The sequence below is a fragment of the Bradyrhizobium hereditatis genome (assembly GCF_020329435.1).
In the GTDB taxonomy this organism is placed as follows: domain Bacteria; phylum Pseudomonadota; class Alphaproteobacteria; order Rhizobiales; family Xanthobacteraceae; genus Bradyrhizobium; species Bradyrhizobium hereditatis.
In genome coordinates, this window is record NZ_JAGKJK010000005.1 from 281,967 (window position 1) to 304,738 (window position 22,772).

Below are 22,772 nucleotides of genomic sequence, written 5' to 3' on the forward strand. Positions count from 1 at the left end.
ACCCTGAGGTGGCCGTGCGCAGCGCGGCCCTCGAAGGGCGACGGCCACCAGCCGGGCCGCGCATCCTTCGAGGCTCGCTTCGCTCGCACCTCAGGATGACGGGGAGAGTGCGAGCGTGCTGCTTCTACCGAAAAGCATCATAATCAACGACGACCGACGCGGTTGACCGGACCGCCGCGATTCCAGGGGGTGCCGGGACGAACACCGACGCCCGGGGCACCGACGCCAACACGGGCAACGCCGACCGCCGGCGTCACCACCGCAGCCCTCACGACCGGCGTCGGCCGCATCACACAGCCCTTCGGCACGCCGACTGTCTTGCAATACACCACCGCTGCCTGGGCCGAACCCACGCCGCCCAGCGCGAACGACGCAAGGACCGAAACCGCCGCAAGCGTCAGACTAGCACTCAGCCAACCTGTCTTCCTCAACATGTGTCATCTCTCCCGAATTGGGCGTGCAGCTCTTTGCGATGTGCCGATCGGTCACCGCAGCCGACGCGAGATGTACATGGGCCAACGCAGGGCGCGGCAACATCCCATGAAAATGGTGTGGGTGTGCGCAGGACGTTTCAGCGCACTTTCCGAGGCCCATGAACATGGCATGGACCGAAAGCGCAACCTGGACGAGCTTCCGCGCGCTTTCAACCCTCCATTCTTGTCGAAAGGCTCATCATGATGAAATCGATCCCCGCCGCTGCCGCGCTGATCTTCTCGCTCGCCGCCGGCTCGCTGGCTCAGGCGCAATCCGGACCCACCCCGCAGGAGCAGATGGCCTGCCGTTCGGATGCCGGAAAATTCTGCGCCGAGCATATCGGCAAGCCGCCGCAGATGAACGCCTGCCTGCGCGCCAACAAGGCGCAGTTGTCGGAAGGCTGCCGCAAGGTGGTGGAATCGCGCGGCGGTTAAACGGCTGATCTAACAAAGGCCGCCGCCAATTTTCGCTGGACAGACGCGACGCGCCTACCCGACGATCACGCCGCCCATACAAAAGGAGCGCGATGACCTTCCATCGCGCTCCGACATTTGCGATCGCTGCAAAGAATCAATCATCCGGATCGAACAACCTGATCCGCGGCATTTCGCTTCTCATCGGTTCGGCGAACATGTCCCTTCTGGCGGGCTCGCCAAAGAAGCCTCTTGGCTCGCCTTCCTCGCGGATCCTGATCCGCCGCGGCTCCGTCGCTTCCCGGATCCTGTCCTCGACCACATCAAGCTCCGGCTCGCGCGGCTGTTTCCATCGACGCTTGTCGGCCCATTGCTGCCTATCGGTCCATTGCTGACGGCGTTCAGCGCGCCGCTTTTCGACCGCCGCACGCTTAATGTCGCCGTCACTGGCTTTGGCGTAGGACTCCCGAGCCGTAGCGGACTTTTGGTCGGCCTGTTCAGCGGACTTCGCAGCTGGTGACGGTGACGGCGCGGGCTGCGCGGTCGCTACGTTGCTGGCGGTCTTTTCTTCGGCAGGTGGCGTGTTGGCAGCGGGTGCGGCCGCCTGCGTTTGCTGTTGCGGCGGCTGCGTTTGAGGCTGCGCTTGCGACGGCTGAGTTGGCTGCTGCTGTGCTTGCTGCTGCTCTTGTGGCGGAGGTGAATTCGCAGCCGCCGGCGCTGCGGCATAAGGTACCGGCTCCGCGGGTGCGGTGGAGACAGGAATCGGTTCCGCCGACATCCTGCGTTCCAGCTTGGAGACGGTCTGCACAGGTGGGCTGACGATGTTCGCAGCCAGATAGCCACCGCCCAGACCGGCGCCGACCGCTATGACTACAGTTCCCACCCCTGCAAAATAAGCAGTTGATGTCCGCATGCTTCGGCTCCCTCATCCTCGCGGGCAACGCGTGGAAGGGACCGATGTTCCGGCAAGTGTGGGACAGTCGGAAACCAGCGGCGCTGCAATCGCAGCGCTCACTGATCAGATCATCGCCGCGACTTTATCCAGCCCGATGATGCGGGCGAGCGAGCGGACTTCGTTCTTCTGATCTTCGCGCAACTGGAACAGCAGCGGCATCGCCGCCGATTTCAACTGCTGCACTTCCGCGGATTCGGGATCGATCGGCACGCCCGTCGCATTCGGATTAGCCTGGCGGCCTGCATGAATCTTGCGAGCGACAGCGCGCAGCGCGGTCTCCACCGGCGGCCAGTAAGATTCCTGCGACGCTGACAGTTTCAGGCGATCCTTGATGCCAGCAATCTGGGCGTCGCTGAGCAGCGCGTAATTTTTCTGCGGCTGCGGCTTGGCGACAGCCTTGGGCTTCGGCTGCGGAGCAACCGGCGCTGCGCTAGCTGCAGGAGGCGCAACCTCCTTCGGCAGCCCGAGATCGGCAGGCGCGGTCGACGCATAGGCCTGACGCATCGGCTCGCTCAGTGCCGCGGTGGTCTGCGGCGGCTCGTAGGCGGCGGCCGCGTAGCTCACGACGGCGAGCCGGTCCTTCTTGCTTTCCTTGTTCGATACCGGCGCCTGGACGGCAGCAGGAGCGGCAGCCTGCTGGGTCTGCGCCATGGGTACGCTGTCGCGGCCGAGAATCGCAGCGACGGCAGCGCCGACCACGAGAAAACAGATCAGCGCGACGATCGTCATGGTTTTGGTCAAAAAGGTCTCCATTCCCGCCGATGTTTGGCCCTTTTGCCGAAAACTGGAGGACAATTGAGGCTTTACGATGCCAATCGAAGCTGGAATGCCATCGAAAAGATGGAAAAAACGTTCCGAACAGCCCGGAATCAGGCGGCTGCGGCAAGTTCGTAGGCGTCCTGGATATCCGCAACGATCTCGGAGGCCTCCCAGAGGGCGCCTGAGGCAACCGCCTGCAGGGTGACTGTCCAGTTGCTCTTGCGGCTGCGGGGGGTTCTAACGACCTCGAATTCAATGCCACGGCACAGCGGGTGCCGATCGAGCGCAAACATCACCCGTCGCGTGATTTCCTCGAGGGTCGCCGGGGTTTTGGCCGCGAGATACCGATCGAAATCCATTTCAGCCCCCTCATTTGCCGGCCGTCCGACCGTGGCGGCGGACCATCCGCTGGGGCTATTGTTGGGGCGAATATGGTTAACGGCGCGTTAAGCATCGGACCGGGCGACCCCGGACCCGCGCCAAGGACGGAAGCGGAACGACAGCGGTATGGCTGAAGCGATCTCTAAGACAACGGCCGCCGCACCGTCGGTTCGCGCCGCGCTGGTGGCGACGATCGCCATTTCAGCCTTCACGCTGTCGATCGCGACCTTCGAATTGGCGATGGCGGACTGGCCGTCCGGCTTCGTGCTGCTCGTCATCGTGCCGCTTGTCGCGCTATTGTTCTTCGGCTGCATCGTGTGGTCGGCAACGCTGCTCGTGAAGATCCGAACCAGCGGCGCCAAATTCGCCCTGCCCTTCCTGACCTGCGCGTTGACGCTCGCCATCCTCGCCTACGCGCCGCTGCACCAGATCGCCCTGCAGCAGAATTTCTACTGGCACCGGGAAAGCCGCGAGCGGATCGTGGCGCGGGTCGAAGCCGGCGAACTCAAGCCCGATGTCAGCTACAACCACAACCTGATCGCGCTCGGTGACCGCGAGCCCAACGTGTCCGCCGGGGGTAACGACATCGTCGTCGAAGAGGCCGACGAGGGCACCTACGTGCTGTTTTTGACCACGCGCGGGCTGAAGCACTATTTCACCGGCTTCCTGCGCGTGCCGCCGGGCGGCGATCCCAAGAAATTTTTCGAATTCGAGCACAAGCCGCCGAGCCAACTCGTCCGCTACGACAAGGATTGGTATTTCGTGGCGAATTAGGCCGACGGCTTGGCGCTCATCGCCCCTTGCGGCCATCCGCCCGCGACGGTGCCCACCGCGATCCCGCCGATGATCAGCGTCATCGCGAGAAAGAGCGACGGCTCGAGCGGTTCGCTCAACAGCAACGTCGCACTGATAATGCCGAGCAGCGGCGTCGCAAGAAGACACAGCGATGTGGTCACGGCAGGCAGGCTGCGGTTCACCATCGTCATCGCCCAATTGGCGAACGCGGTGCAGATGATGCCGCTAAAGAGCAGAAGGGCGACGAGACGGGTACTCCACACGATGCGCGGCGGGCCTTCCGTAATCAGCGCGCCGGCCGAGAGCAGCGCGGCCGCCAGCAGTACCTGCCAGAACACGAGCTGGAAGGGCGTCGAGATCCATTTATGCGCCCGAACATATACAATGTTGCCGGCCCAGCAGAATGCCGCGAGCAGAATCAGGCTACTGCCGAACAGCGCGTAGCTGTCGCTCCAGTCCAGCGTTTGCGGATTGAAGATGACGGCGAGGCCGGCCAGGCCGAAGCCGATCCCGGTCGCGCGCCAGCGCGTGATGTGCTCGGACAGAAACATGGCTGCGCCGATCGCGACCCATAGCGGCGTCGTGTAACCGAGCACGATCGCCCTGCCCGCCGGCACGAATTGCAGCCCGGCCGCGACCAGCGCCGAAAACGCGACCAGATGCAGGATCGAAGTGCAGAACACGACCGGCAGATCGCCGCGTTTCGGAACGATGAAAGCGCCCTGCGCCCACAACATCGGCGCCAGCGTCGCGGCGGCGATAACGCAGCGCAGCGCGGTCGCCCACAGCGGGGGCACGTCCTGCACGATTATCTTGGTCACGGGCCAGTTGGTCCCCCACGCCAGCACGACGCCGGCGAGCAGTACCGCCGCGTTGCGGGTTGAAAGTCCACCGGCCATGCCAAATGCGTCCCATCCTGATGCAATCCACATTGCCTAGCCATCTGACTGGCCCTAAAGAAAGAACCAGTCCAGACGATTTGATAGAGCCAGTTATGGACGATCTGCTTCCCGGCATGCTGCGCGTGACGCGCGACGGCGGCGAGACGCTGACGCGTCAGCTCACCGACCAGCTTCGCCACCTCATTACGGAGGGACGTCTCGCGCCCGGCCAGCGCCTGCCGTCGAGCCGCCAGCTTGCGCAATCGCTCGGCCTGTCGCGCAACACCGCCACGTTTGCGATCGAGCAATTGGCCGCGGAAGGCTATGTCATCCTTTCGGCCGGACGCCGTCCGCTCGTGGCCGAAGGCCTGTCGCTCGATCGCCGCAAGCTGTCATCGCGAACCAGCGGAAGCGGACGAATAACCGTGTCGGCTTGGGCAAGCAGCCTGCATCGGGCGAATTGGCCGCCTGTTCATGACGGACGGCCCCGGCCGTTTCAGCCGGGGCTCGCGGATGAGCGCGAGTTTCCGCACGATGATTGGAGCCGGTGCCTGCGGCGCGCAGCGCGGAACGCGCCGTTACGGCGCGATCGCCCGATCAACCATCCGCCGCTGCAGGAAGCCTTGCGCAGCCATCTCGTGGCTCATCGCGGGATCAAGGCCGACGCCCACCAGATCCTGCTCGTGCCGACGGCCCAAGCCGGGTTGACCCTGGTCGCCCACGCTCTGCTCGAACCGGGTGATCACGCCTGGATCGAAAGCCCGGGTTATGGGGGCGCCAATGTCGCCTTCCATGCCGCCGGCGCCATCGTCTCCGCCATGCCGCTCGACGCGCAGGGCATGGCTATTGCCGCCCGCAAGGAAACGCCCCGGCTGATCTTCGTCACCCCGTCGCACCAATACCCGACCGGGCGGCTGATGCCGATCGGGCGCCGCCTCGAACTGCTCCGCTTTGCCGAAGTCGCGGGCGCTTGCATCATCGAGGATGACTATGACGGCGAATTCCACTACGAGGCGCGCCCGGTCGCCGCGCTGCAGGGGCTGGCACCATCGCCGCGCGTGTTCTATCTCGGCACCTTCTCGAAAGCGACCTATGCGGACATTCGCATTGGCTACATCGTCATGCCGGAAGCGCTGGTCGAGATCTTTGAACTCGCACAACGGCACATGGGAATGCTGGCGTCGATCACGATGCAGGACGCACTCGCTCATTTCATCAGCGCGGGCGCCTATCTCGGACACATCAGAAGGATGACACGTCTCTACAAGGGGAGGCGTGACCGCATGCTGCAAGCGCTGGCCACTGAGGCCGGCGACCGGCTCGCAGTCGAGGCCCCGGCCGGTGGCATGCAGCTATTGGCAAGGTGCCGTCCCCAAACCAACGACCAGCAACTATCGGCGCGGCTGCTCGAGGCCGGCATCGTCAGCCGGCCGCTATCGCGCATGCTGTATCACAAGACCGGAGAGCGGGGACTGTTTCTCGGCTTCGCCGCGTGGAACGACAAGGAGATTGACCAGGCCGCGCGTATCCTGGGGCGGATCGTGCGCTAAGATTCACGATGGCGAATCTGGCTTACCGCCGACTCTCTCGGGCGACAAAGTGGACGATGGATCCTGTTAGGGACGGCCATCGGGTGTTTTTGAGTGAAGCGCGACGACGTTGCATGCCAGTCTGAGGCGGACACAACGCCGCTGCGCTACGATCGTCCCCACAGGCGGGGGTGAGAAGGAGTAGAATGTGGCTCGCCGGCGGTGCCTGGCGTGACCTCCGGCCAACGGGGACCGAAATTCGGCTCCAAGAGCGGGGAGGAAGATCATGCTTATCACGAGACGTCACGCGCTCGGCAACAGCGCCTTCGTCCTAACCGGCGTCGTGCTAGCCCCGCAACTCGCTGAGGCCGAGACCGCTGCGTTCAAGCAGCGGACCCAGAGCCCCGGCCTGTACCGATTAAAGGTCGGCGCTTTTGAAGTCACCGTGCTCAACGACGGCTTCTTCAGATTGCCCAGTGCAATGCTCGCTACCAACATCGCAGAGGCCGAACTGAAGGAGTTCGTGAAGGCGAACCATCTCGGTACTGACACCTTCCTCGCACAGATGAACGTAGTTTTGGTGAGCTTCGGCGATCGGCGCGTGCTGATCGACCCCGGACGCGGCGGCTCTCCGCAATCTACGACGGGCCGTCTCGCGGCCAGCCTCCAAGCCGCCGGTATCGAGCCGGCTAGCATCGACATCGTCGTCTTCACCCACGCCCATCCCGACCATCTGTGGGGTGCGGTGGATACCAAGGCCGGTACGATGCACTTTCCAAACGCGTGGTATGTCTTGTCGGATATGGAATGGGACTTCTGGAGCGATCCAGAACGCCACGGCTCCTTCCCGGAACGCTGGCGCGGCATGATCCCAGGCACGCAGGCCGCCTTCAAGCTGATCACCGACCGAACGACGCAAATCAAGCCCGGCGCCGAAATCTTGCCGGGAATTGCGACGATTGAGAGCCGAGGCCACACGCCCGGGCACATGTCCGTTCTGCTCGATTCAAACGGTGAGCAGGCTTTGGTCATCGGCGATGCCATCACGAACCAGCTTATCAGCTTCGCTCACCCCGACTGGAAGCCCAGCTATGACGGCGATATGGACCAGGCTGTACTGGCGCGGCGGCGGCTGCTCGATCAGGCGACGACCGACCGTATCCTATTGCTGGCCTATCACTTGCCGTTCCCAGGTGTTGGCAACGTCGCACGCGACGGCTCCGCCTACCGCTGGATACCCGAGCATTGGCGTTGGGACCTCTAACGTCGGCAAACCACAAGTTCGGTTTATGAGTACGCCCTACCCGGCCGCCCGTCGAAGCGAGTTCGACACCACATCGGCAGGCACGGGAATCTGCATCACAATGGTTTGACCGGCTGAAGCGATCTCCACGCCGCACTCCTGGAATCGCCGCTTCATGCGACGGTTGAATTCGCGCTGCACCGGCCAGCGCCCGGCATCAGTGCAGCGGATCTGGCCGACGATCGAGGCCATTGAGCCATCCACCTTGTCGACGCCCCACAATTCGAGATCGCCGCGGATCAGGTGCTGGTATTCGGGCTCGCGGCGCATTTCGGCGACGATCTCCTGCAAGATCTGGCCGGCGCGATCGGTGTCTTCCTTGTAGGACACGTTGACGCTGACAGCAGCATTGCCGGCGCCCCGGCTCGAATTGGTGATCGTCGTCACCGCGCTGAACGGCACGATGTGCACCGAGCCGTCACCGGCCCGCAGGCGGAGCGTTCGGATCGAGACGTTTTCCACCACGCCCGACAGGCCTGACAGCGTGACGGTGTCGCCGACCTGGACGGTGTTTTCGAGCAGGAGAAACAGTCCGGTGATGAGATCCTGCACCAGCTTCTGCGAGCCGAAGCCGATGGCAATACCGACGATGCCCGCGCCGGCGAGCAACGGCGCGACGTTGACTCCGATTTCGCTGAGCGCAGTCAGGCCGACGACGGTGACGATCACGCATAGCAGCGCCGTGCGCAGCATCGGCTGAAAGGTGCGCAGCCGCGCCGCGCGAACGTAGTGGCCCTCGCGCGACAACGCGTTGATCTTGCGGTCTAGCAGCGCATTGCTGATCTCCCAGATCGCCGCCGCCGCCAGCGCGGCAATGCCGACGGTCATCACCGCCGACAGCAAGCGGCTGCCGATCTGCCCGCCATAGAACCAGACGATGGCGTCGATGCCCCAGACCTCCAGCAGTGCAACGAAGCCGATGAAGGCAATTACGGCCGAGACGATGTTGCGGAGCAGCGGCAGATAGCGGTTGGCGCGGGTCTCCAGGCCCGGGAAGCGGCGCAGAAGATCCGGGCTGATGCGAAAGCCGCGATCAATCAGGCTCAACACCAGGATGGTGACGAGGCGCGCGACCAGCACGACCGCGACGGTGCCAACGAAATATTGCAGCAGCAGCGAATAGCCGTTGCGGATATTGAGCGCCCAAACCGCCCACAATGCGAGATCGAGCGCGATCGCAAGGAGGTGCCAGAGGCCTGCGATGCGATTACGTATCCTGGCCGCCAGCCCATCGCGGCCGGCCGGCGCGCGGATGGTGTCGGCGACCTGACGGCGGCACTGCAGGATGACGACGACGACAAAGAGGTGCACGACCAGCATCACCAGGCGGAGCAAGGCGGCATAGCCGGCGCGGTGCAGGCCGAGCAGCAACGCCACATTGGCAAACGCGATGCCCGAGACGGCAACCGTCACGATGCGCCGCGCCCATATCTCGATATAGGCGGCGGTCTCGGCGCGAATCCGAAACAGGCCGAAAGGTCCGGCCAGCGCTCGCACGACGCAGATCAGCGCGCGGGATAGCGCGTAGGCGTTGACGACGGCAAGGATCACGAGCCGGGTGGTCGCGAGATCGCCGATCCCGGTGCCAAGCAGCATCGTGGCAATTCCGATGAAAACGAGCACCGGCAGCAATTCGAGCGCGAGGCGTCCGAGAACGAAAGGCAGCCTGACCAACGATTGCCAGGTCCGCGCCAGGCTGAGCCGCCGCCGCTGCTGCGCGGGCGCCGCGGCAACGTCTGCCACCGACGATGGCGGATCCGCCAACGCAAGCGTCTGCACCGGCGCCTGCGCCACCTGTGGGAGCCGCGCCTCCAACAGCGCCACCGGCCGTTGGATGAAGCGGAAAACCAGCCATTCGGCAGCGAAGGCGCAGATGAACACCAGCGCCAGCTTCCAGGCGATATCGAGCAACTGGTGATAGGCGGAGGGATCATTGGCCGTCCGCAGGAACCAGTAATAGAAGGCACGATAGTGCGTCAGTGTCCGCGCCACGTCGGCGATCTCGCGCGAAATCTCGCCGACCTGCTCGGACACCATCAGCAGGAGTTGAGCGCCAAGACTGTCCGCCGTGAGCGGCACGGCGGATTTCGGTTCGGGCTGCGCTTGCGGCGAGGCATTGGCGACCGCACGCAGCGTCTCGATCACCTGCGCGCGCTTCTTGTCGTCGGAAAGTGTCTCGAGCGCCCGCTTCGCCTGATCGGGCGTCAGGGTCTCCACATTGCCGGCAGCAGGAGTCGGCGCGGAGCCTTGCTGTGCGAAAGCCGGAAACGCGTGCAGGAGGAAGGCCAGCAGGATGGAGAGCAGGAACTTGGACGACACGAGAGCCTCGCTGAATTAAGATGAGCCCGATGGCGAAACCGGAACGGTCTCACCTTCGCGCGCGCGTCATGTCGGATTGCCCGTTTTCGCCGCCATCCTGTGTCGGAAGTTTGCTACCGCGACGGCTTTCTCTTGGCATTTGCTACATCACGGGAACTTCGCGAACTGCCGCAAGATGAAACGGCGCGAAACCTTAGATCCCTAGCCCAGTCTTATGCGCGCGGCGGCCGCCTGATATTCCGCGCGCGTGTGCGCGATCATCTCGTCAACGGATAACACTTCCGTCACGCCGGAGACGGAATGGCCTGCGCTCCAGATATCTTTCCAGCGCTTGGGGCGGTTCTCGCGCGCGCCGATATCGATATCCTTGCCGATATCGATCGCGCCACGCAGCGGCAGATCATCCGGATCAAGGCCGGCGGCCTCGATCGAGGGACGCAACATGTTGGTCTGCAGCCCCGTAAACGCCGACGTCAGCAGAACATCGTCGGCGCTGCTGGCGACCAGCATCTCCTTGTAGCTGGCGTCTGCCATGCTCTCGCGCGTCGCGATGAACTTGGTGCCCATATAGGCGAGGTCGCAACCGAGTGCCTCGGCGGCGCGAAGCGCGTGGCCGTCGCTGACGCCACCTGCCAGTACCAGCGGCCCATCGAAGAAGGCACGCACTGCGCGAACGAAGGCGAAGGGATTGAGCCAGCCGGTCTGGCCGCCCGCGCCTGCCGTCAGCAGCACCAAGCCGTCGGCGCCGGCAGCGATCGCGCGTTCGGCATGGCGGATGGAAGCGACGTCGGCAAACACCAGCGCGCCGGCATCATGCAACGGCCCAACTACCGGCGCCGGCGAGCCGACTGAAGTGATCACCATTTCCGGCCGGTGCCGCAGCAGCACAGCAAGATCCTCCCCGAGCCGCGCGTTGGAGCGATGCACGATCAGGTTGGCGCAAACCGGCGCTGACGCTTTGCCGCTCGCATCGGCATGCGCCTTCAAACTGATATCGATGTCCGTCAGCCATTGCTCTAGCTGTTCCGTGGTACGGCAATTCACCGTCGGGAACGAGCCGATGACGCCATTGCGGCAGGCGGCTACCACCAGCGCCGTTCCGGAGACGAGAAACATCGGCGCTGCGATCAGCGGCAGGCCGAGACGGTCGCGAAAGCGCGAGAGCAGATCGACGGATGGCAAAGCGTTTCTTCCCGGCTTGAGCAGCGTGATCGTTGTGTTAGCGTAGTTGTTGTCTTGACGCGTTTTCTTGACGCGAACCGGTATCCACTTCGCTTGAAAACGCTATGGGCTCAACATTGGCACGACCGAAGGCCAATTACAAAACGGTGGGAGAGAAAGAATGGGCAATCCGCTCTACGCCTTTCCGGTGGCATGCGAGCAGACGTTGCGGGCGCTGGCGCGCTACCCTGAGCGGACGGCGTTTGCCTGGCCGGGCGGATCGATCAGCTATCGCGGCACGACAGACATGATCGGACGCATGCAGGCCGTGTTCATGAAATTGGGCTTTGCCCCCGGCACCCGCGTCGCCTTTCTCACCGCCAACCGTGCCGATACCTGGTGCGCCGGCGTCGCCGCGCAATTGTCGCGACTTGCCATCACCTGGCTGCATCCGCTGGGTTCGCTCGACAATCAATTGTTTCAGCTTGAGGATTCCGAAGCGCAGATGCTTGTCGTTGACGGTGTCACATTCCGCGATCGCGGCGGCGAGCTCGCGGCCAAGGCGTCCGGCCTGAAGACAGTGTTCACGCTCGGGCCTGCCGGCTATGGCGCCGATCTCCTGCAGGCGGTCGAGAGCTCAGGCAGCGCCACGCCGCGCAGCTTCGCCGTACCAGACGATATCGCCATCCTCAATTACACCGGCGGCACCACCGGCAAATCCAAGGGCGCGCTGCGCCATCACCGCGAATATGGCGGCGGCGCCGGTGCGATCCTCGCCGATTTCGAAATTCCGGAGACGCCGCGCTATCTGACGGTGGCGCCGATCAGCCACGTTGCCGGAACGAAAGTGCTGCCGACGCTGATGCGCGGCGGCACCGTACACATGCTCAGAGGTTTCGATCCCGAGGCGGTGTTCAAGACCATCGAACGCGAGAAGATCAATTTCACTCTGTTCGTGCCGACGATGATCTACGTCATGCTCGATCATCCCGCGCTCGACAAGACGGATCTTTCCTCGCTCGAACTCCTGCTGTACGGCGCTTCCGCGATGTCGCCGAGCCGGCTGGTCGAGGGCATCGAGCGGATCGGGCCGGTGTTCTCGCAGCTCTACGGCCAGACCGAATGCTATCCGGTCTCCGTGCTGCGCAAGAAAGATCACAATCCCAAGACGCCGGAGCTGTTTTTATCCTGCGGCTTCCCGATTGCCGCGTGTCAGGTGAAGATCCTGGACAATGACGACCGGGAGGTCGCAACCGGCGAGGCCGGCGAGATCTGCGTTCGCGCCTCCCATGTGATGGCCGAATACTGGAAGCGGCCGGATATCACCGCGGAGACGCTGAAGAACGGCTGGCTGCACACCGGCGATATCGCGCGCGTGGACGAACGCGGCTACATGTTCATTCTCGACCGCAAGAAGGATATGATCGTCTCGGGCGGCTTCAACATTTTCCCGCGCGAGGTCGAGGACGTGCTGTCGCAGCATGCCGACGTCGCGATGGTGGCCGTGGTCGGCGTTCCCGACGACAAATGGGGCGAGGCCGTCACCGCCGTGGTCGTCGCGCGCGAAGGCACCAAGCCGAACGCGGATGAATTGATCAATCTCGTGAAGGCGAAGAAGGGTTCGGCGCATGCGCCGAAACACATCGAGTTCGTTAGCGAGCTGCCGATGACCGGCGTCGGCAAGGTCGACAAGAAGGTGCTGAAGGCCGGCTTCTGGGCCGGCCGCGAGCGAATGGTGGGGTAGCAGCGGCTCCGTGTCCCGGACGCGGTGCGGGGCAGCGATGTCAATTAGCCGGCCATGCGCCTCTGGAGGGCCGCCTTCGCCTTGTCGAAATCATTGGGGACTTCGATATCGACCTCGAGCGTCGAAACGGTCTTGCCCCGATCCAGCTTGACCATGACCTTGTCGGGATCGAGCATCACGTGCTTCGACACGACGGCGAGAATCTCTTCGCGCAGCGTGACCAGGAGATCGGATTGGCCGAGCAGCCCGCGCTCGTGCGCCAGCAAAATCTGCAACCGCTCCCGGGCAACCGGGGCCGTCGCATTGCGGCCGCCGAACAGCCGCAACAGCCTCATGCTCATGCAGCCCTCCGTCCCAGCAGGCGGTCCATGAAGCCCTTGCGCTCGGCCGGCACGACCATGGCGACCTGCTCGCCCATCAGGCGGCGCGAGGCATCGACATAGGCGCGGGCTGGCGCGCTTGCGGCATTGTTGAGCGTCACCGGCGTGCCGACGTTGGACGCCTTCAGCACATCCTGGCTCTCAGGGATGATGCCGAGCAAAGGTGTCGCGAGGATTTCCAGGATGTCGTCGATATTGAGCATTTCACCGCGGGCGGCACGTGCCGGATCGTAGCGGGTGATCAGCACATGCTTTTCCACCCGCTCGCCGCGCTCCGCTCGCACCGTCTTGGAATCGAGCATGCCGATGATGCGGTCGGAATCGCGCACCGACGAAACCTCGGGATTGGTGATGATCACGGCTTCGTCGGCATAGCGCATGGCAAGCGTCGCACCGCGCTCGATGCCGGCCGGGCTGTCGCACAACACCCAGTCGAAGCGCGACGTAAGCTCTGCGATGACGCGGCCGACGCCTTCCTCGGTGAGCGCGTCCTTGTCGCGGGTCTGGGAGGCGGGCAGCAGCCAGAGATTATCCAGCCGCTTGTCGCGGATCAGCGCCTGCGGCAGCTTGGCCACGCCCTGCACCACGTTGATGAGGTCGAACACCACGCGGCGTTCGGCTCCCATCACCAGATCGAGATTGCGCAGGCCGACGTCGAAGTCCACCACCACGACGCTTTGCCCGCCTTGTGCGAGCGCCGCGCCGAGCGCGGCCGTTGAGGTGGTCTTTCCAACGCCTCCCTTGCCAGAGGTAACGACCAGGACCTTGGCCATACGTGATCTCCTTAGCCGGTTAATTCAGCGGGGTAATTTTCATGGTGTCACCCTGCAGCCAGGCCTGCGCCGGGCGATTGCGGAGCGATAGGTCGATTTCTTCAGCAGTCTGGTAGTAGCCGTCGATGGCGAGCAATTCGGCCTCGATCCTTTGGCAGTAGATCCGCGCCGACGAATTGCCGTTGACGCCGGCCATCGCGCGCCCGCGCAGCGTGCCGTAGATGTGGATCGATCCGCCGGCGACGATCTCCGCGCCCGAGCCGACCGAGCCGAGCACCGTGACGTCGCCTTCCATGAAGACGATCGACTGGCCCGAACGCACGGGAGTTTCGAGCAGCAACGAGGTCGGCTTCGGCTTCGCCTCAGGCTCCGACTTTTGCACCGGCTCGCTGCGCGTGATCACACAGGCGCGGCCGCCGGTGAGCAATGGCGGCATGTCTGCGGCCAGGCGCTCTTCGTCCACGCCCTCGATGCCGAGAACACGGATGTTGCGCTCGCCGAGGCTGCCGAGGAGATGGGCGATGGCGGAGCTGGAAAGATCGACGGCGGAAAGATCGAGCACGATCGGCTTGCCGACGAAGTAACCCGGGGAGCGCGCCAGCGTCGCATCGATCTCGGCGAGCCACTCCACGATCGGCACGACGGGGCTGAACACGAACGCCACGTAGGAACGGCCGCGCAGCCGAACCAGTTGACGCGTGGGATCCGCTCGGACGTCCATGATGTTCGACTCGCCTTCCTTAGTGAAAGGTTAAGAATCGACCAACTTGGTTAACGAGTAATTAATGCGAAAACCCGCGCTGCGCGCAGAAACGGGCTCAACACAGGCGGCGAATCCGGCGCATTTGTGGCCGATTCCAGCTAGTAATCGGGGCGGACGTGCACCAAAGCCTTGTAAAACAGGGGTCCGGGCGGTTGTAGTTAACAAGAGCTCAACTTACTTTCGTCACGTTTTCGACCTAAATTCGTCCTCGCGCGGTTCCAACAAACTTATGTGTGCTGCCGGATTTTCTGGGTCTGGCGGCTCATTCCGTCGGGCAGACGGGCATTTTGCCGGCAAGGGACGAGGGCAGTGGCAGCCGTGGGGATGGAGTCGTCGCGAGGTCGCGTCTCGCAGACAGGTGTCGTCGAAAGCAGGGACGACGCCCCACAGTCTGATTCAACTCTTCCAACCAAGCATAGCGACGGGTGGGCGGGCACGGATTCCTCCGAACACCTCCTCCATGAGCTTGAGCTCCTGTCGGATACCTCCGCAGCCGTCTCGCCGCCGACCAATCCGCCGGATCAAGATCCAACAAGCGACACAGGGAGTATGCGTATGAGTAGTGTGAGTGAGCAGGAGCATATCAATCCGCGCGATCCCCTGTACTACGCCCCGCGCTGGCTACGTGAGCGGTCGGCTTCCCAGCGCGATGGCTCTCCCGAGACGCCATTTGCTCCGGCGTCCTTCGACACCCAGCTCGAGAGCGCCGTCTCCAATGCGCTGCGCCATCCGCTCGATCCCGAGGTGATGCAGGAACCCGACCTCGAATCGAAGAAGGCATTGTGGAGCGTCGCTGCGCGCTTCGCAGCCGCGATCGGCGTCGCGGCTCTCGTGGCGCTGTTCTTCGTGGTGGCGGTGCCCGGATCGCGGCAGAGCGACGGCGAGCAGTCGTCGGCGCTATCGAGCTTTGCGCAGTCGATCAAGAGCGCACTGTCCCAATCCGGAGAGACGTCGCAGAAGCCGGCGATCAGCGAATTCCAGTCCCTGCTCGCCTCCACCCCGCCAAGCGCACCGGCGTCATCCGAGCAGTCGGGAGAATTGCTCAAGCAGTTCATGCAGTGGCGCGAAAAGCCTGATGCGGATGCGGCTGCACCACAACGTACCAACCCATGATTGAGACGGAAGGAGGAATGACAATGTCTGAGAACCGACTTTCCGCGATCTTGTTCTCAAGGAGTTTGCCATGACCTCGCACCGGATCGCCTTATTGGTCGGGGCAGTGCTTTTGGGCATCGCAGGCAGCGCCCAGGCTACCGGCGACATCGCGATCGTGCGCGACCTTGCCGGCCGTGTCGGTCCCGTGATCGGCTCGGCACAGGCATGCCGCGACATTGCGCGTCCGCGCATCCAGACCATCGTCGACAAGTTTTCGCAGGTGATCCGGGAAGCCTCGTCGAACGAGGCCGAGCGCTCCGATCTCACGCAGGTGTTCGACCGCAGCGTGGCCGATGGACGCACCGCCGTCACCTCCGGCAGGATCGACTGCATCCGCGCCGACCGTCAGCTTGCCGATCTCGAACGCTCGATCGCAGGACCGAGCCTCTCCAGCGTCATCGGTCCCTCGCCTGCGGCTGCTGCGACAGCAGCGAATGCAGCAACCGCGCCAACAGCCAATGTTCCGGCCGGTCCGCTGCCGCGCGGCATCGGCGAAAAGGAAATCCGCTTCGGTATCGCAGCCCCCTTCTCCGGCTCGTCCCGCGAGCTTGGCCGACAGATGAAGCTCGGCATCGAGACCGCCTTCAACCGCGTCAATGATGCCGGCGGCATCGACGGGCGGATGCTCAAATTGTTCGCCGCTGACGACGGCTACGAGCCCTCGCGCACCATCGAGGCCATGAAGCAGCTTTATGAGAAGGACCAGGTGTTCGGAATCGTCGGCAATGTCGGCACGCCGACCGCAGCGGTAGCGATCCCCTATGCGCTCGAACGCCGGATGTTGTTCTTCGGCGCCTTCACTGGCGCCAACATCCTACGCAATGATCCGCCGGACCGCTACGTCTTCAACTACCGCGCCAGCTATGTTCAGGAAACTGACGCGGTTGTTCGCTACCTCGTCAAGATACGCCGGCTGCAGCCCCGGCAGATCGCGGTTTTTGCGCAGCAGGATTCATACGGCGACGCCGGATTTGCAGGGGTCGCCAAGGCGTTTCGCGCCATGGGCGCGAACGACGGGGCTATCCTCCGGCTCAACTACGCGCGAAACACCGTCGATGTCGACGATGCGGTCAACCAGCTGAAGGCGCAGAAAACGCCTATCAAGGCTGTCGTGATGGTCGCGACCTACCGGGCCGCGGCAAGATTCATCGAGAAGACGCGCGACCTTTATCCCGGGATGATCTATTCCAACGTCTCGTTCGTCGGCTCTACCGCGCTTGCCGAAGAACTGAAACTGTTGGGACCGCGCTACACCAATGGCGTGATCGTGACGCAGGTGGTGCCGGCGGTGTCGGGCTATTCGTCCGCCGTGCTCGAATACAAGAACGCGCTCGCCAAGTATTTCCCAGGCGAAGCGCCCGACTACGTTTCGTTCGAGGGCTATGTCGCCGCCAACGTCCTGATCGCGGGCATCAAGCGAACCGGCCCGCAGATCGATACGGAGAAGCTGATCGACACGCTTGAGACGATGCGCAATCTCGACCTCGGTCTCGGGACCCAGCTGAGCTTCGGCCGCTCCGAGCACCAGGCCTCGAACAAGGTGTGGGGCACGGCACTCGACGAAAGCGGGCGTTACCAGCCGATCGATCTCGAATGATCGAAAGGGGGCCGCAATCCCGGTGATTGCGGTCCCTCCCGTACAAGACACACAGTCAGCGCTTCTCGATGACAAGGCTCTGAACGGCGCGGCCGAAATAGCCGCGCTCATCGGCGAGCCGCGCCATGGCAAGCCCCGCGCCATCGGGACCGATCCAGGACTCGGCGTCGACCAGTATCCAGTCGCCGACCGGTTCACGCGCGAAATTCACCGTCAGGTCGGCGTTGAGAAAAGTCCATTCGCGGAAATCCAGCACCGGCGAGGTGCCGTTGCAGAAATCCGCCGCCGCCATCGCCCGCATCGCCTGCGATACGTCAGCGCCTTCCACGATCGGCCGGTCGACGCGATACCAGATCGCGCCTAGCCCGGGCGAGCCGAACCGGCCACGCGCGGCGCGCAGCGACATGCCGGTAACGAACGGCGAGGAAGAAAAATCCGCAGGCTCGACGCGCGATTGATCGGGCCCCGGCAGTTCGACCGGCGGGATGACGGCATCGGGCGGCAATTCCTTGGCCTCTACCTTGATCTTGAGCACGGTCGCACTGACCACAACCACACCGCCGGCGAGCAGCCTGACGGCGCAAAGCTGGATCTTGCGTCCCTCGCGTAGGACTTCGCTCTCGATCATCAGCGGCGCCACCGGCACGGGGCGCATCAGGTCGACCGTCACGCGGGCCACTCGCATCGGGACCAGCGTCGGAATCCGCTCCGCCGCCCACACCACCAGCGCCGCCGGCGGCGAGCCGTGCTGCATGCTCGGGTCCCATGGCCCCGCGGCAAAAGGGCTGGTGACGACATTGTTGCCGTCAACGCGAAAGATGGCTTCCATCGGATGAGAGGTCCTGTGGCATGGGCAGAGCCGCTTCTTGCCTGCTTCGCCCGAAGGAGTCGAGGCTGCATCTCAGCCGCCCGAGCCGCTGGTTGGCGCATTCGACGCCGCCTGATGATGCGGCCTTTGCTCGGAAAGCTGGGCGCGCGAGGCGATCAACAGATGCTAGCACTCGGCTTGCATACGCCTTCAATCCGATGCGGTGTGGCCGGATAAACGTGCCATGGTGGAGATTTGGAGCTGAGTTCACACATCCAAGGCGGCGGCTCATTAGTCTTTTAAAAACAACGCCTTGATCGAGATTTTCTCCGAATCCGTTCGTGCTTTAATGGATTTTGAGGACAAGGAATGTTATATTTCATAGTGAGGATGAGCCATGGCGGAACGCCCTGAAGCAGTGACGCAGAACTCCACCGCGGCCTATATCCGCAGGCTCGCGGCAAAGCATCACGTCACCTACGTTCAGACCCAAACCGATCTGCTCGCGCAGCACATGACGCGGCTAGCGGACGACGCCGTTCAGCCCGACGAGATCGAGCGCATGCTGTTTGCCTTGCACCGAGCCGGCCATGTTGACCGCCGTCAGCTCGTCCACCTTCAGGTGAAATACCTGCGCGAAGCCAAGTCGTGACTTTCGATCCATTCGGCGATTTCGCGACCGAAGGCTATTTGCGTAACTTCGAAAAAGAGAAAGACCTCGCGATCGTCAAGCGCGCGGAACACGCGTCGTTCATGACAGGCCTCGACGAGGCCTTCGCCGCGCTCGCTGTGGCCAGGACGCTTTCGTTCGAGGACGTGCTGAAGACCCATGGGATCCTGTTTGGCGCGGTCTACCCCTGGGCTGGGCAAGATCGCACCCGCACCGCACCCAAGCTGACCATCAAGAAAGGCCCGGTCATTTTCGCGAACGCGCCGGAAATCCGTGCCGCTGTCGAGTTCGCCTTACGCAAAGGGCAAGACAAGGACTATATGAAAGCCAAGCCCGGCGAGATCATGGGTTACTTTGCCTACGCACATCCTTTTCTCGACGGAAATGGCCGCACGATCATGACGGTGCATTCCGTGCTCGCGCAACGCGCGAGCTTCAGTATCGACTGGTCGGCAACGAAAAAGGATGCATATCTCGACGCGCTCACTAAGGAAATCGAAAATCCTTCGAAAGGCCATCTCGACGCCTACCTGAAGCAGTTCATGCGCGATCCGATCGCCTATGAGCAGCTCGCCACCGCGATCGTGCAGGCACCCGGCTTGGATGGTAGCGTGCAAAATACCGAGCTAAACGAGGTTCTCGGTATGGTCGATGAACCAGCGGTCAAGGCGCGGTACGAAGCCATGCTTGCAAAGCGAACGAAGACATAGACTAGAATCTAGTTCAAAGTTGATTTCAGTGCGGGGAGACATACCCCGCAGCAACGGCTAGGCCGAACGGACTTGTGCGTCAAATGAATGCCATGCCGCCGTTGAGGACAATGGTCTGCCCTGTCATGTAGCTGTTGCCGAGCACCATGGCGACGGCTTGCGCCACTTCCTTCGCCTCTCCCATGCGGCCGAGCGGGATGTTGCGCGCCAGATCGGTGCGGCCGCCCATCATGTCTGTTGCGATCAGCGACGGCGCCACCGCGTTGACGGTGATGCCTTCCTTGACAAGGCGCGCCGCGTAGCCGCGCGTCAACCCTTCCATGCCGGCCTTGGAGGCATTGTAGTGCACGCCGATGGCGCCGGCGCCGCGGGCTGCCCCCGAGGAGATATTGACGATGCGGCCCCATTTGCGCGCCCGCATCGCCGGTAGCACCGCCTGCGTGCACAGGAATGCCGATTTGAGGTTGACCGCGATGGTGCGGTCGAAATCATCTTCCGTGAGATCATCGACACCGCGCACGATCGCAATGCCGGCATTGTTGATGAGAATGTCGATCGGGCCGAGCGCGGCAGAGACCTGTTGGACCATGCCCGTGACGGCCGCTGCGTGAGAGACATCGGCCGCGACCGCAATCGCGCGGCCGCCCTTGGCCTCGATCTCGGCTACGATCGCCTCCGCGTCGGCGGCGCGCTCGCGGTAATTGACCGCGACTGCGGCACCGGCCTCCGCCAGCATCAACGCAATCGCCGCGCCAATGCCGCGGGAGGCACCCGTGACCAGCCCGACATGCGTACTCAGATCCTGTCCGGTCATCACCGATCCTCCGTCGCATTCACGACGGGGCGCATCCCACGACACTAATCACAATGCGGGGTCGACCGCCTCGTCATATTCCTTCTTGAACCGCGCGATCAGTTCGGCTGCCGGCACCACCTTGCCGATGCCGCCGATGCCCTGACCCGAGCCCCAGATCTCCTTCCATGCCTTCGGCTTGGCGCGCTCGCCGGAGGCGTCGGTGCCAAAGCTCATCTTGGAGGGATCTGACGTCGGCAGGTCGTCGGGATTGAGACCGGCCTTGACGATCGACGGCTTGAGGTAGTTGCCGTGCACGCCGGTGAACAGGTTCGAATAGATGATGTCTTCCGCCGACGATGACGTGATCATCTCCTTGTAGGCCTCGACCGCATTGGCTTCCTTGGTCGCGATGAAGGCCGAGCCGATATAGGCGAAGTCGGCGCCGAGAATGCGCGCCGCGCGGATCGCGCGGCCGTTGGCGATCGCACCCGAGAGCGCGATCGGCCCGTCGAACCAGGCGCGCGTCTCCTCGACGAAAGCGAGCGGCGAGATCGTGCCGGCGTGGCCCCCCGCGCCCGCTGCGACGAGAATGAGGCCGTCGGCGCCCTTCTCGATCGCCTTGTGCGCGAATTTCTGATTGATCACGTCGTGGAAGACGATGCCGCCCCAGTTATGGGCGGCCTGATTGAGATCCTCGCGCGCGCCGAGCGAAGTGATCAGCATCGGCACCTTGTGCTTCTCGCAGACGGCAAGATCGTGCTCGAGCCGATTGTTGGATTTGTGCACGATCTGGTTCACCGCGAACGGCGCCGACGGGCGATCCGGGTTGGCCTTGTCCCAGGCGGCGAGCTCTTCCTTGATGCGGGCGATCCATTCGTCGAGCAGCGAGGCCGGCCGCGCATTCAGCGCCGGAAACGATCCGACCACGCCGGCCTTGCACTGGGCGATCACGAGATCGGGCACGGAAATGATGAACAGCGGCGACCCGATCACGGGTATCGACAGGCGGCCCTTGAACAGCGCGGGCATGGACATTGAGAGACGATCCTTTGGTTATTCGGACAGGCAACGTGAGATGCCAGACGTCATACCAACCAACAAGGCGATCTTTCCAGTGTCAAGTATTGCGTTTTAACGCTGGCGGCGATGCGTTTGCGCATGATCCCCTCCAGGTCTGGAGGCGAGCGCTATTGGCAGAGCGCCCGCGTCACGTAGTTCTCCGTCTTGCAGTCGCCCGGCTGCCGCTTGTAGCCGGGCAGGTACACTTTCGGCGAGCACTTCTCGGCCGCATCGGTATCGAGGCTCTTACCTTCCTTGTAGCCCTTGCTCTGGCACAGTCGGTCGGCGCCGGCCTTGCAGTCCGGCGCGCCGTTGGTCGCCACAAGGCAGGCCGCCCGCCCGCCCACCATGATCGAGGGCTTGGCGATGTTCGACAGGCTCTCACCGGCGCCCTTGGCGCCCGCATTGAGCTCCTCGATGGTCTCGCCCGGGCTCTTCAGTGGCGGCAGCAGCGACTTGGATTTTTCGAACAGTTTTCCGATTTCGTTGATCAGGCCCGAATTCTCCTGACGCGGCGGCGCTGCCGGCTCGTTCTGCTGCGGCTCAGGCAGCGGCTGCTGCGCCGGCGACTGTACGCCAAGAGCCGGCGGAGGCGCGGTCTGCGGCCAGCCGGCCTCGGATGAGATCGCCAGCATGGATGCAACGAGGCCTGCGGTCGCAAGTTGCGGCCCGGCTAGTTCGAACAAACGGCCGATTCGATCGGACATGCCGCGAAACGTAGCCTGAAGCCGGGATGCCGGCAAAGCGCTAGACCAGCTTGAATGCGACGTAGAAGCCGAGCACCAGCACGATGGCGCCGATCGCCACCCAGGTGCCGAGGCGCTTTTCCAGCTCGGCTCGGATCAAGTCGCCATAGCGATTGAGCAGGACCGCGACCACGAAGAAGCGCCCGCCGCGCGCCACGATCGAACACAGGATGAACAACCAAATATTGTAGCCGGCGAAGCCCGAGGTGATGGTCACGAGCTTATATGGAATCGGCGTCAGGCCCTTCAGGAGAATGATCACCGCGCCCCATTCGGCATAGGAGGCGCGGAAGGTCTCGACCTTGTCGCTGAGCCCGTAGACGGTGATCAGCCAGTGCCCCACGGAGTCATAGAGCAGCGCGCCGATCGCGTATCCGACCACGCCGCCGGCGACCGATGCGATCGTACAGACAGTCGCAAACCACCACGCCTTCTTCGGCCGCGCCAGCGACATCGGCAACAGCATGACGTCAGGTGGAATCGGGAAGAACGAGCTTTCCGCGAAGGATACGGCTGCCATGATCCAGAGCGCGTATCGCTTGTCAGCAGCGTCGATAAACCAATCGTAAGACCGTTTGAGCATGGCCGCATCAACCATCAT

24 protein-coding genes are annotated in these 22,772 nt (G+C 63.4%); 9 read left to right on the plus strand and 15 right to left on the minus strand.

Annotated features, from left to right (window positions below; translation table 11 throughout):
- Nucleotides 1–143: 143 nt before the first annotated feature.
- The gene (locus tag J6524_RS14035) at nucleotides 144–434 is read right to left on the minus strand and encodes a hypothetical protein (protein ID WP_225671359.1); all 291 of its coding nucleotides are present in this window, start codon (nucleotides 432–434) and stop codon (nucleotides 144–146) included.
- 240 nt (nucleotides 435–674) lie between these two features.
- On the opposite strand from J6524_RS14035, the gene J6524_RS14040 reads away from it, so the two are divergent.
- A complete protein-coding gene (locus J6524_RS14040) occupies nucleotides 675–908 on the plus strand; it encodes a cysteine rich repeat-containing protein (RefSeq protein WP_225671360.1) in 234 nt (77 codons plus the stop codon).
- Nucleotides 909–1,044: 136 nt separating this feature from the next.
- On the opposite strand, the gene J6524_RS14045 is transcribed toward J6524_RS14040, so the two are convergent.
- The 3 genes from J6524_RS14045 to J6524_RS14055 all read right to left on the minus strand — a co-directional run bounded on the left by J6524_RS14045 (nucleotide 1,045) and on the right by J6524_RS14055 (nucleotide 2,960).
- A complete protein-coding gene (locus J6524_RS14045) occupies nucleotides 1,045–1,800 on the minus strand; it encodes a hypothetical protein (RefSeq protein WP_225671362.1) in 756 nt (251 codons plus the stop codon).
- A gap of 105 nt (nucleotides 1,801–1,905) precedes the next feature.
- Complete coding sequence (locus tag J6524_RS14050; protein ID WP_225671363.1) at nucleotides 1,906–2,583, minus strand: hypothetical protein; 678 nt, start codon at nucleotides 2,581–2,583, stop codon at nucleotides 1,906–1,908.
- Between the two features lie 128 nt (nucleotides 2,584–2,711).
- Nucleotides 2,712–2,960 carry a hypothetical protein gene (locus J6524_RS14055; protein WP_225671365.1) on the minus strand — a complete coding sequence of 83 codons (249 nt, stop codon included), beginning with the start codon at nucleotides 2,958–2,960 and terminating at the stop codon, nucleotides 2,712–2,714.
- A 148-nt stretch (nucleotides 2,961–3,108) separates the two neighbouring features.
- Here J6524_RS14055 and J6524_RS14060 point away from each other — a divergent pair, with 148 nt between their 5' ends.
- Nucleotides 3,109–3,756 (plus strand): hypothetical protein, encoded by a 648-nt coding sequence (locus tag J6524_RS14060; RefSeq protein ID WP_225671367.1) that lies wholly within the window; start codon nucleotides 3,109–3,111, stop codon nucleotides 3,754–3,756.
- Here J6524_RS14060 and J6524_RS14065 read toward each other — a convergent pair.
- Entirely contained in the window at nucleotides 3,753–4,676 is a 924-nt protein-coding gene (locus J6524_RS14065) for a DMT family transporter (RefSeq protein ID WP_225671369.1), read from the minus strand. The two genes, J6524_RS14060 and J6524_RS14065, sit on opposite strands and share 4 nt — an antisense overlap.
- Before the next feature lie 95 nt (nucleotides 4,677–4,771).
- Here J6524_RS14065 and pdxR point away from each other — a divergent pair, with 95 nt between their 5' ends.
- The gene (gene pdxR, locus J6524_RS14070) at nucleotides 4,772–6,208 is read left to right on the plus strand and encodes a MocR-like pyridoxine biosynthesis transcription factor PdxR (protein ID WP_225671370.1); all 1,437 of its coding nucleotides are present in this window, start codon (nucleotides 4,772–4,774) and stop codon (nucleotides 6,206–6,208) included.
- A gap of 265 nt (nucleotides 6,209–6,473) precedes the next feature.
- Nucleotides 6,474–7,451: an MBL fold metallo-hydrolase gene (locus tag J6524_RS14075; protein ID WP_225671373.1), complete on the plus strand. Its 978-nt coding sequence runs from the start codon at nucleotides 6,474–6,476 to the stop codon at nucleotides 7,449–7,451.
- A gap of 36 nt (nucleotides 7,452–7,487) precedes the next feature.
- Here J6524_RS14075 and J6524_RS14080 read toward each other — a convergent pair whose 3' ends face one another.
- On the minus strand, nucleotides 7,488–9,809 hold the full coding sequence (locus tag J6524_RS14080; RefSeq protein WP_225671375.1) for a mechanosensitive ion channel family protein: 2,322 nt from the start codon (nucleotides 9,807–9,809) through the stop codon (nucleotides 7,488–7,490).
- A 201-nt stretch (nucleotides 9,810–10,010) separates the two neighbouring features.
- Entirely contained in the window at nucleotides 10,011–10,991 is a 981-nt protein-coding gene (locus J6524_RS14085) for an NAD(P)H-dependent flavin oxidoreductase (protein WP_225671377.1), read from the minus strand.
- 160 nt (nucleotides 10,992–11,151) lie between these two features.
- Between J6524_RS14085 and J6524_RS14090 the strand changes: the two genes are divergently transcribed.
- Nucleotides 11,152–12,714 (plus strand): AMP-binding protein, encoded by a 1,563-nt coding sequence (locus tag J6524_RS14090; protein ID WP_225671379.1) that lies wholly within the window; start codon nucleotides 11,152–11,154, stop codon nucleotides 12,712–12,714.
- A gap of 44 nt (nucleotides 12,715–12,758) precedes the next feature.
- Here the strand turns inward: J6524_RS14090 and minE are convergent, their stop codons facing one another.
- The 3 genes from minE to minC are packed head-to-tail and all read right to left on the minus strand — an operon-like array spanning nucleotide 12,759 to nucleotide 14,588.
- Complete coding sequence (gene minE / locus J6524_RS14095; RefSeq protein ID WP_225671381.1) at nucleotides 12,759–13,055, minus strand: cell division topological specificity factor MinE; 297 nt, start codon at nucleotides 13,053–13,055, stop codon at nucleotides 12,759–12,761.
- Nucleotides 13,052–13,867, minus strand: coding sequence for a septum site-determining protein MinD (gene minD, locus J6524_RS14100; protein WP_225671383.1), 816 nt, complete (start codon nucleotides 13,865–13,867; stop codon nucleotides 13,052–13,054). The genes minE and minD overlap by 4 nt, the downstream gene beginning before the upstream one ends.
- A gap of 19 nt (nucleotides 13,868–13,886) precedes the next feature.
- The gene (gene minC / locus J6524_RS14105) at nucleotides 13,887–14,588 is read right to left on the minus strand and encodes a septum site-determining protein MinC (RefSeq protein ID WP_225671385.1); all 702 of its coding nucleotides are present in this window, start codon (nucleotides 14,586–14,588) and stop codon (nucleotides 13,887–13,889) included.
- Nucleotides 14,589–15,185: 597 nt separating this feature from the next.
- On the opposite strand from minC, the gene J6524_RS14110 reads away from it, so the two are divergent.
- Together J6524_RS14110 and J6524_RS14115 are read left to right on the plus strand one after the other, a co-directional pair.
- On the plus strand, nucleotides 15,186–15,743 hold the full coding sequence (locus J6524_RS14110; RefSeq protein ID WP_225671387.1) for a hypothetical protein: 558 nt from the start codon (nucleotides 15,186–15,188) through the stop codon (nucleotides 15,741–15,743).
- Between the two features lie 70 nt (nucleotides 15,744–15,813).
- Nucleotides 15,814–17,382 (plus strand): ABC transporter substrate-binding protein, encoded by a 1,569-nt coding sequence (locus J6524_RS14115; protein WP_225671389.1) that lies wholly within the window; start codon nucleotides 15,814–15,816, stop codon nucleotides 17,380–17,382.
- A gap of 55 nt (nucleotides 17,383–17,437) precedes the next feature.
- Here the strand turns inward: J6524_RS14115 and J6524_RS14120 are convergent, their stop codons facing one another.
- On the minus strand, nucleotides 17,438–18,211 hold the full coding sequence (locus J6524_RS14120) for a thioesterase family protein (RefSeq protein WP_225671391.1): 774 nt from the start codon (nucleotides 18,209–18,211) through the stop codon (nucleotides 17,438–17,440).
- Nucleotides 18,212–18,587: 376 nt separating this feature from the next.
- Here J6524_RS14120 and J6524_RS14125 point away from each other — a divergent pair, with 376 nt between their 5' ends.
- Both J6524_RS14125 and J6524_RS14130 read left to right on the plus strand, forming a co-directional pair.
- Nucleotides 18,588–18,842, plus strand: a complete 255-nt coding sequence (locus J6524_RS14125) for a hypothetical protein (RefSeq protein ID WP_225671392.1) — start codon at nucleotides 18,588–18,590, stop codon at nucleotides 18,840–18,842.
- Nucleotides 18,843–18,880: 38 nt separating this feature from the next.
- Nucleotides 18,881–19,570, plus strand: coding sequence for a Fic/DOC family protein (locus J6524_RS14130; protein WP_225671394.1), 690 nt, complete (start codon nucleotides 18,881–18,883; stop codon nucleotides 19,568–19,570).
- A 79-nt stretch (nucleotides 19,571–19,649) separates the two neighbouring features.
- Here the strand turns inward: J6524_RS14130 and J6524_RS14135 are convergent, their stop codons facing one another.
- The 4 genes from J6524_RS14135 to J6524_RS14150 all read right to left on the minus strand — a co-directional run bounded on the left by J6524_RS14135 (nucleotide 19,650) and on the right by J6524_RS14150 (nucleotide 22,754).
- Nucleotides 19,650–20,384 (minus strand): SDR family NAD(P)-dependent oxidoreductase, encoded by a 735-nt coding sequence (locus tag J6524_RS14135; protein WP_225671396.1) that lies wholly within the window; start codon nucleotides 20,382–20,384, stop codon nucleotides 19,650–19,652.
- 48 nt (nucleotides 20,385–20,432) lie between these two features.
- Complete coding sequence (locus J6524_RS14140; protein ID WP_225671398.1) at nucleotides 20,433–21,401, minus strand: NAD(P)H-dependent flavin oxidoreductase; 969 nt, start codon at nucleotides 21,399–21,401, stop codon at nucleotides 20,433–20,435.
- Between the two features lie 152 nt (nucleotides 21,402–21,553).
- The gene (locus tag J6524_RS14145; RefSeq protein ID WP_225671400.1) at nucleotides 21,554–22,132 is read right to left on the minus strand and encodes a hypothetical protein; all 579 of its coding nucleotides are present in this window, start codon (nucleotides 22,130–22,132) and stop codon (nucleotides 21,554–21,556) included.
- A gap of 40 nt (nucleotides 22,133–22,172) precedes the next feature.
- The gene (locus J6524_RS14150; protein WP_225671402.1) at nucleotides 22,173–22,754 is read right to left on the minus strand and encodes a YqaA family protein; all 582 of its coding nucleotides are present in this window, start codon (nucleotides 22,752–22,754) and stop codon (nucleotides 22,173–22,175) included.
- Nucleotides 22,755–22,772 lie beyond the last annotated feature (18 nt).

What these genes read in the sequence shown, in the direction of transcription:
- J6524_RS14035 (WP_225671359.1), bottom strand. Translation starts at nt 434, where the DNA reads ATGTTGAGGAAGACAGGTTGGCTGAGTGCTAGTCTGACGCTTGCGGCG.
- J6524_RS14150 (WP_225671402.1), bottom strand. Translation starts at nt 22,754, where the DNA reads ATGCTCAAACGGTCTTACGATTGGTTTATCGACGCTGCTGACAAGCGA.
- J6524_RS14120 (WP_225671391.1), bottom strand. Translation starts at nt 18,211, where the DNA reads ATGGAAGCCATCTTTCGCGTTGACGGCAACAATGTCGTCACCAGCCCT.
- J6524_RS14090 (WP_225671379.1), top strand. Translation starts at nt 11,152, where the DNA reads ATGGGCAATCCGCTCTACGCCTTTCCGGTGGCATGCGAGCAGACGTTG.
- J6524_RS14045 (WP_225671362.1), bottom strand. Translation starts at nt 1,800, where the DNA reads ATGCGGACATCAACTGCTTATTTTGCAGGGGTGGGAACTGTAGTCATA.
- J6524_RS14075 (WP_225671373.1), top strand. Translation starts at nt 6,474, where the DNA reads ATGCTTATCACGAGACGTCACGCGCTCGGCAACAGCGCCTTCGTCCTA.
- J6524_RS14040 (WP_225671360.1), top strand. Translation starts at nt 675, where the DNA reads ATGATGAAATCGATCCCCGCCGCTGCCGCGCTGATCTTCTCGCTCGCC.
- minE (WP_225671381.1), bottom strand. Translation starts at nt 13,055, where the DNA reads ATGAGCATGAGGCTGTTGCGGCTGTTCGGCGGCCGCAATGCGACGGCC.
- minC (WP_225671385.1), bottom strand. Translation starts at nt 14,588, where the DNA reads ATGGACGTCCGAGCGGATCCCACGCGTCAACTGGTTCGGCTGCGCGGC.
- J6524_RS14145 (WP_225671400.1), bottom strand. Translation starts at nt 22,132, where the DNA reads ATGTCCGATCGAATCGGCCGTTTGTTCGAACTAGCCGGGCCGCAACTT.
- J6524_RS14135 (WP_225671396.1), bottom strand. Translation starts at nt 20,384, where the DNA reads ATGACCGGACAGGATCTGAGTACGCATGTCGGGCTGGTCACGGGTGCC.
- J6524_RS14060 (WP_225671367.1), top strand. Translation starts at nt 3,109, where the DNA reads ATGGCTGAAGCGATCTCTAAGACAACGGCCGCCGCACCGTCGGTTCGC.
- J6524_RS14065 (WP_225671369.1), bottom strand. Translation starts at nt 4,676, where the DNA reads ATGGCCGGTGGACTTTCAACCCGCAACGCGGCGGTACTGCTCGCCGGC.
- J6524_RS14125 (WP_225671392.1), top strand. Translation starts at nt 18,588, where the DNA reads ATGGCGGAACGCCCTGAAGCAGTGACGCAGAACTCCACCGCGGCCTAT.
- J6524_RS14110 (WP_225671387.1), top strand. Translation starts at nt 15,186, where the DNA reads ATGAGTAGTGTGAGTGAGCAGGAGCATATCAATCCGCGCGATCCCCTG.
- pdxR (WP_225671370.1), top strand. Translation starts at nt 4,772, where the DNA reads ATGGACGATCTGCTTCCCGGCATGCTGCGCGTGACGCGCGACGGCGGC.
- minD (WP_225671383.1), bottom strand. Translation starts at nt 13,867, where the DNA reads ATGGCCAAGGTCCTGGTCGTTACCTCTGGCAAGGGAGGCGTTGGAAAG.
- J6524_RS14140 (WP_225671398.1), bottom strand. Translation starts at nt 21,401, where the DNA reads ATGTCCATGCCCGCGCTGTTCAAGGGCCGCCTGTCGATACCCGTGATC.
- J6524_RS14055 (WP_225671365.1), bottom strand. Translation starts at nt 2,960, where the DNA reads ATGGATTTCGATCGGTATCTCGCGGCCAAAACCCCGGCGACCCTCGAG.
- J6524_RS14115 (WP_225671389.1), top strand. Translation starts at nt 15,814, where the DNA reads ATGACCTCGCACCGGATCGCCTTATTGGTCGGGGCAGTGCTTTTGGGC.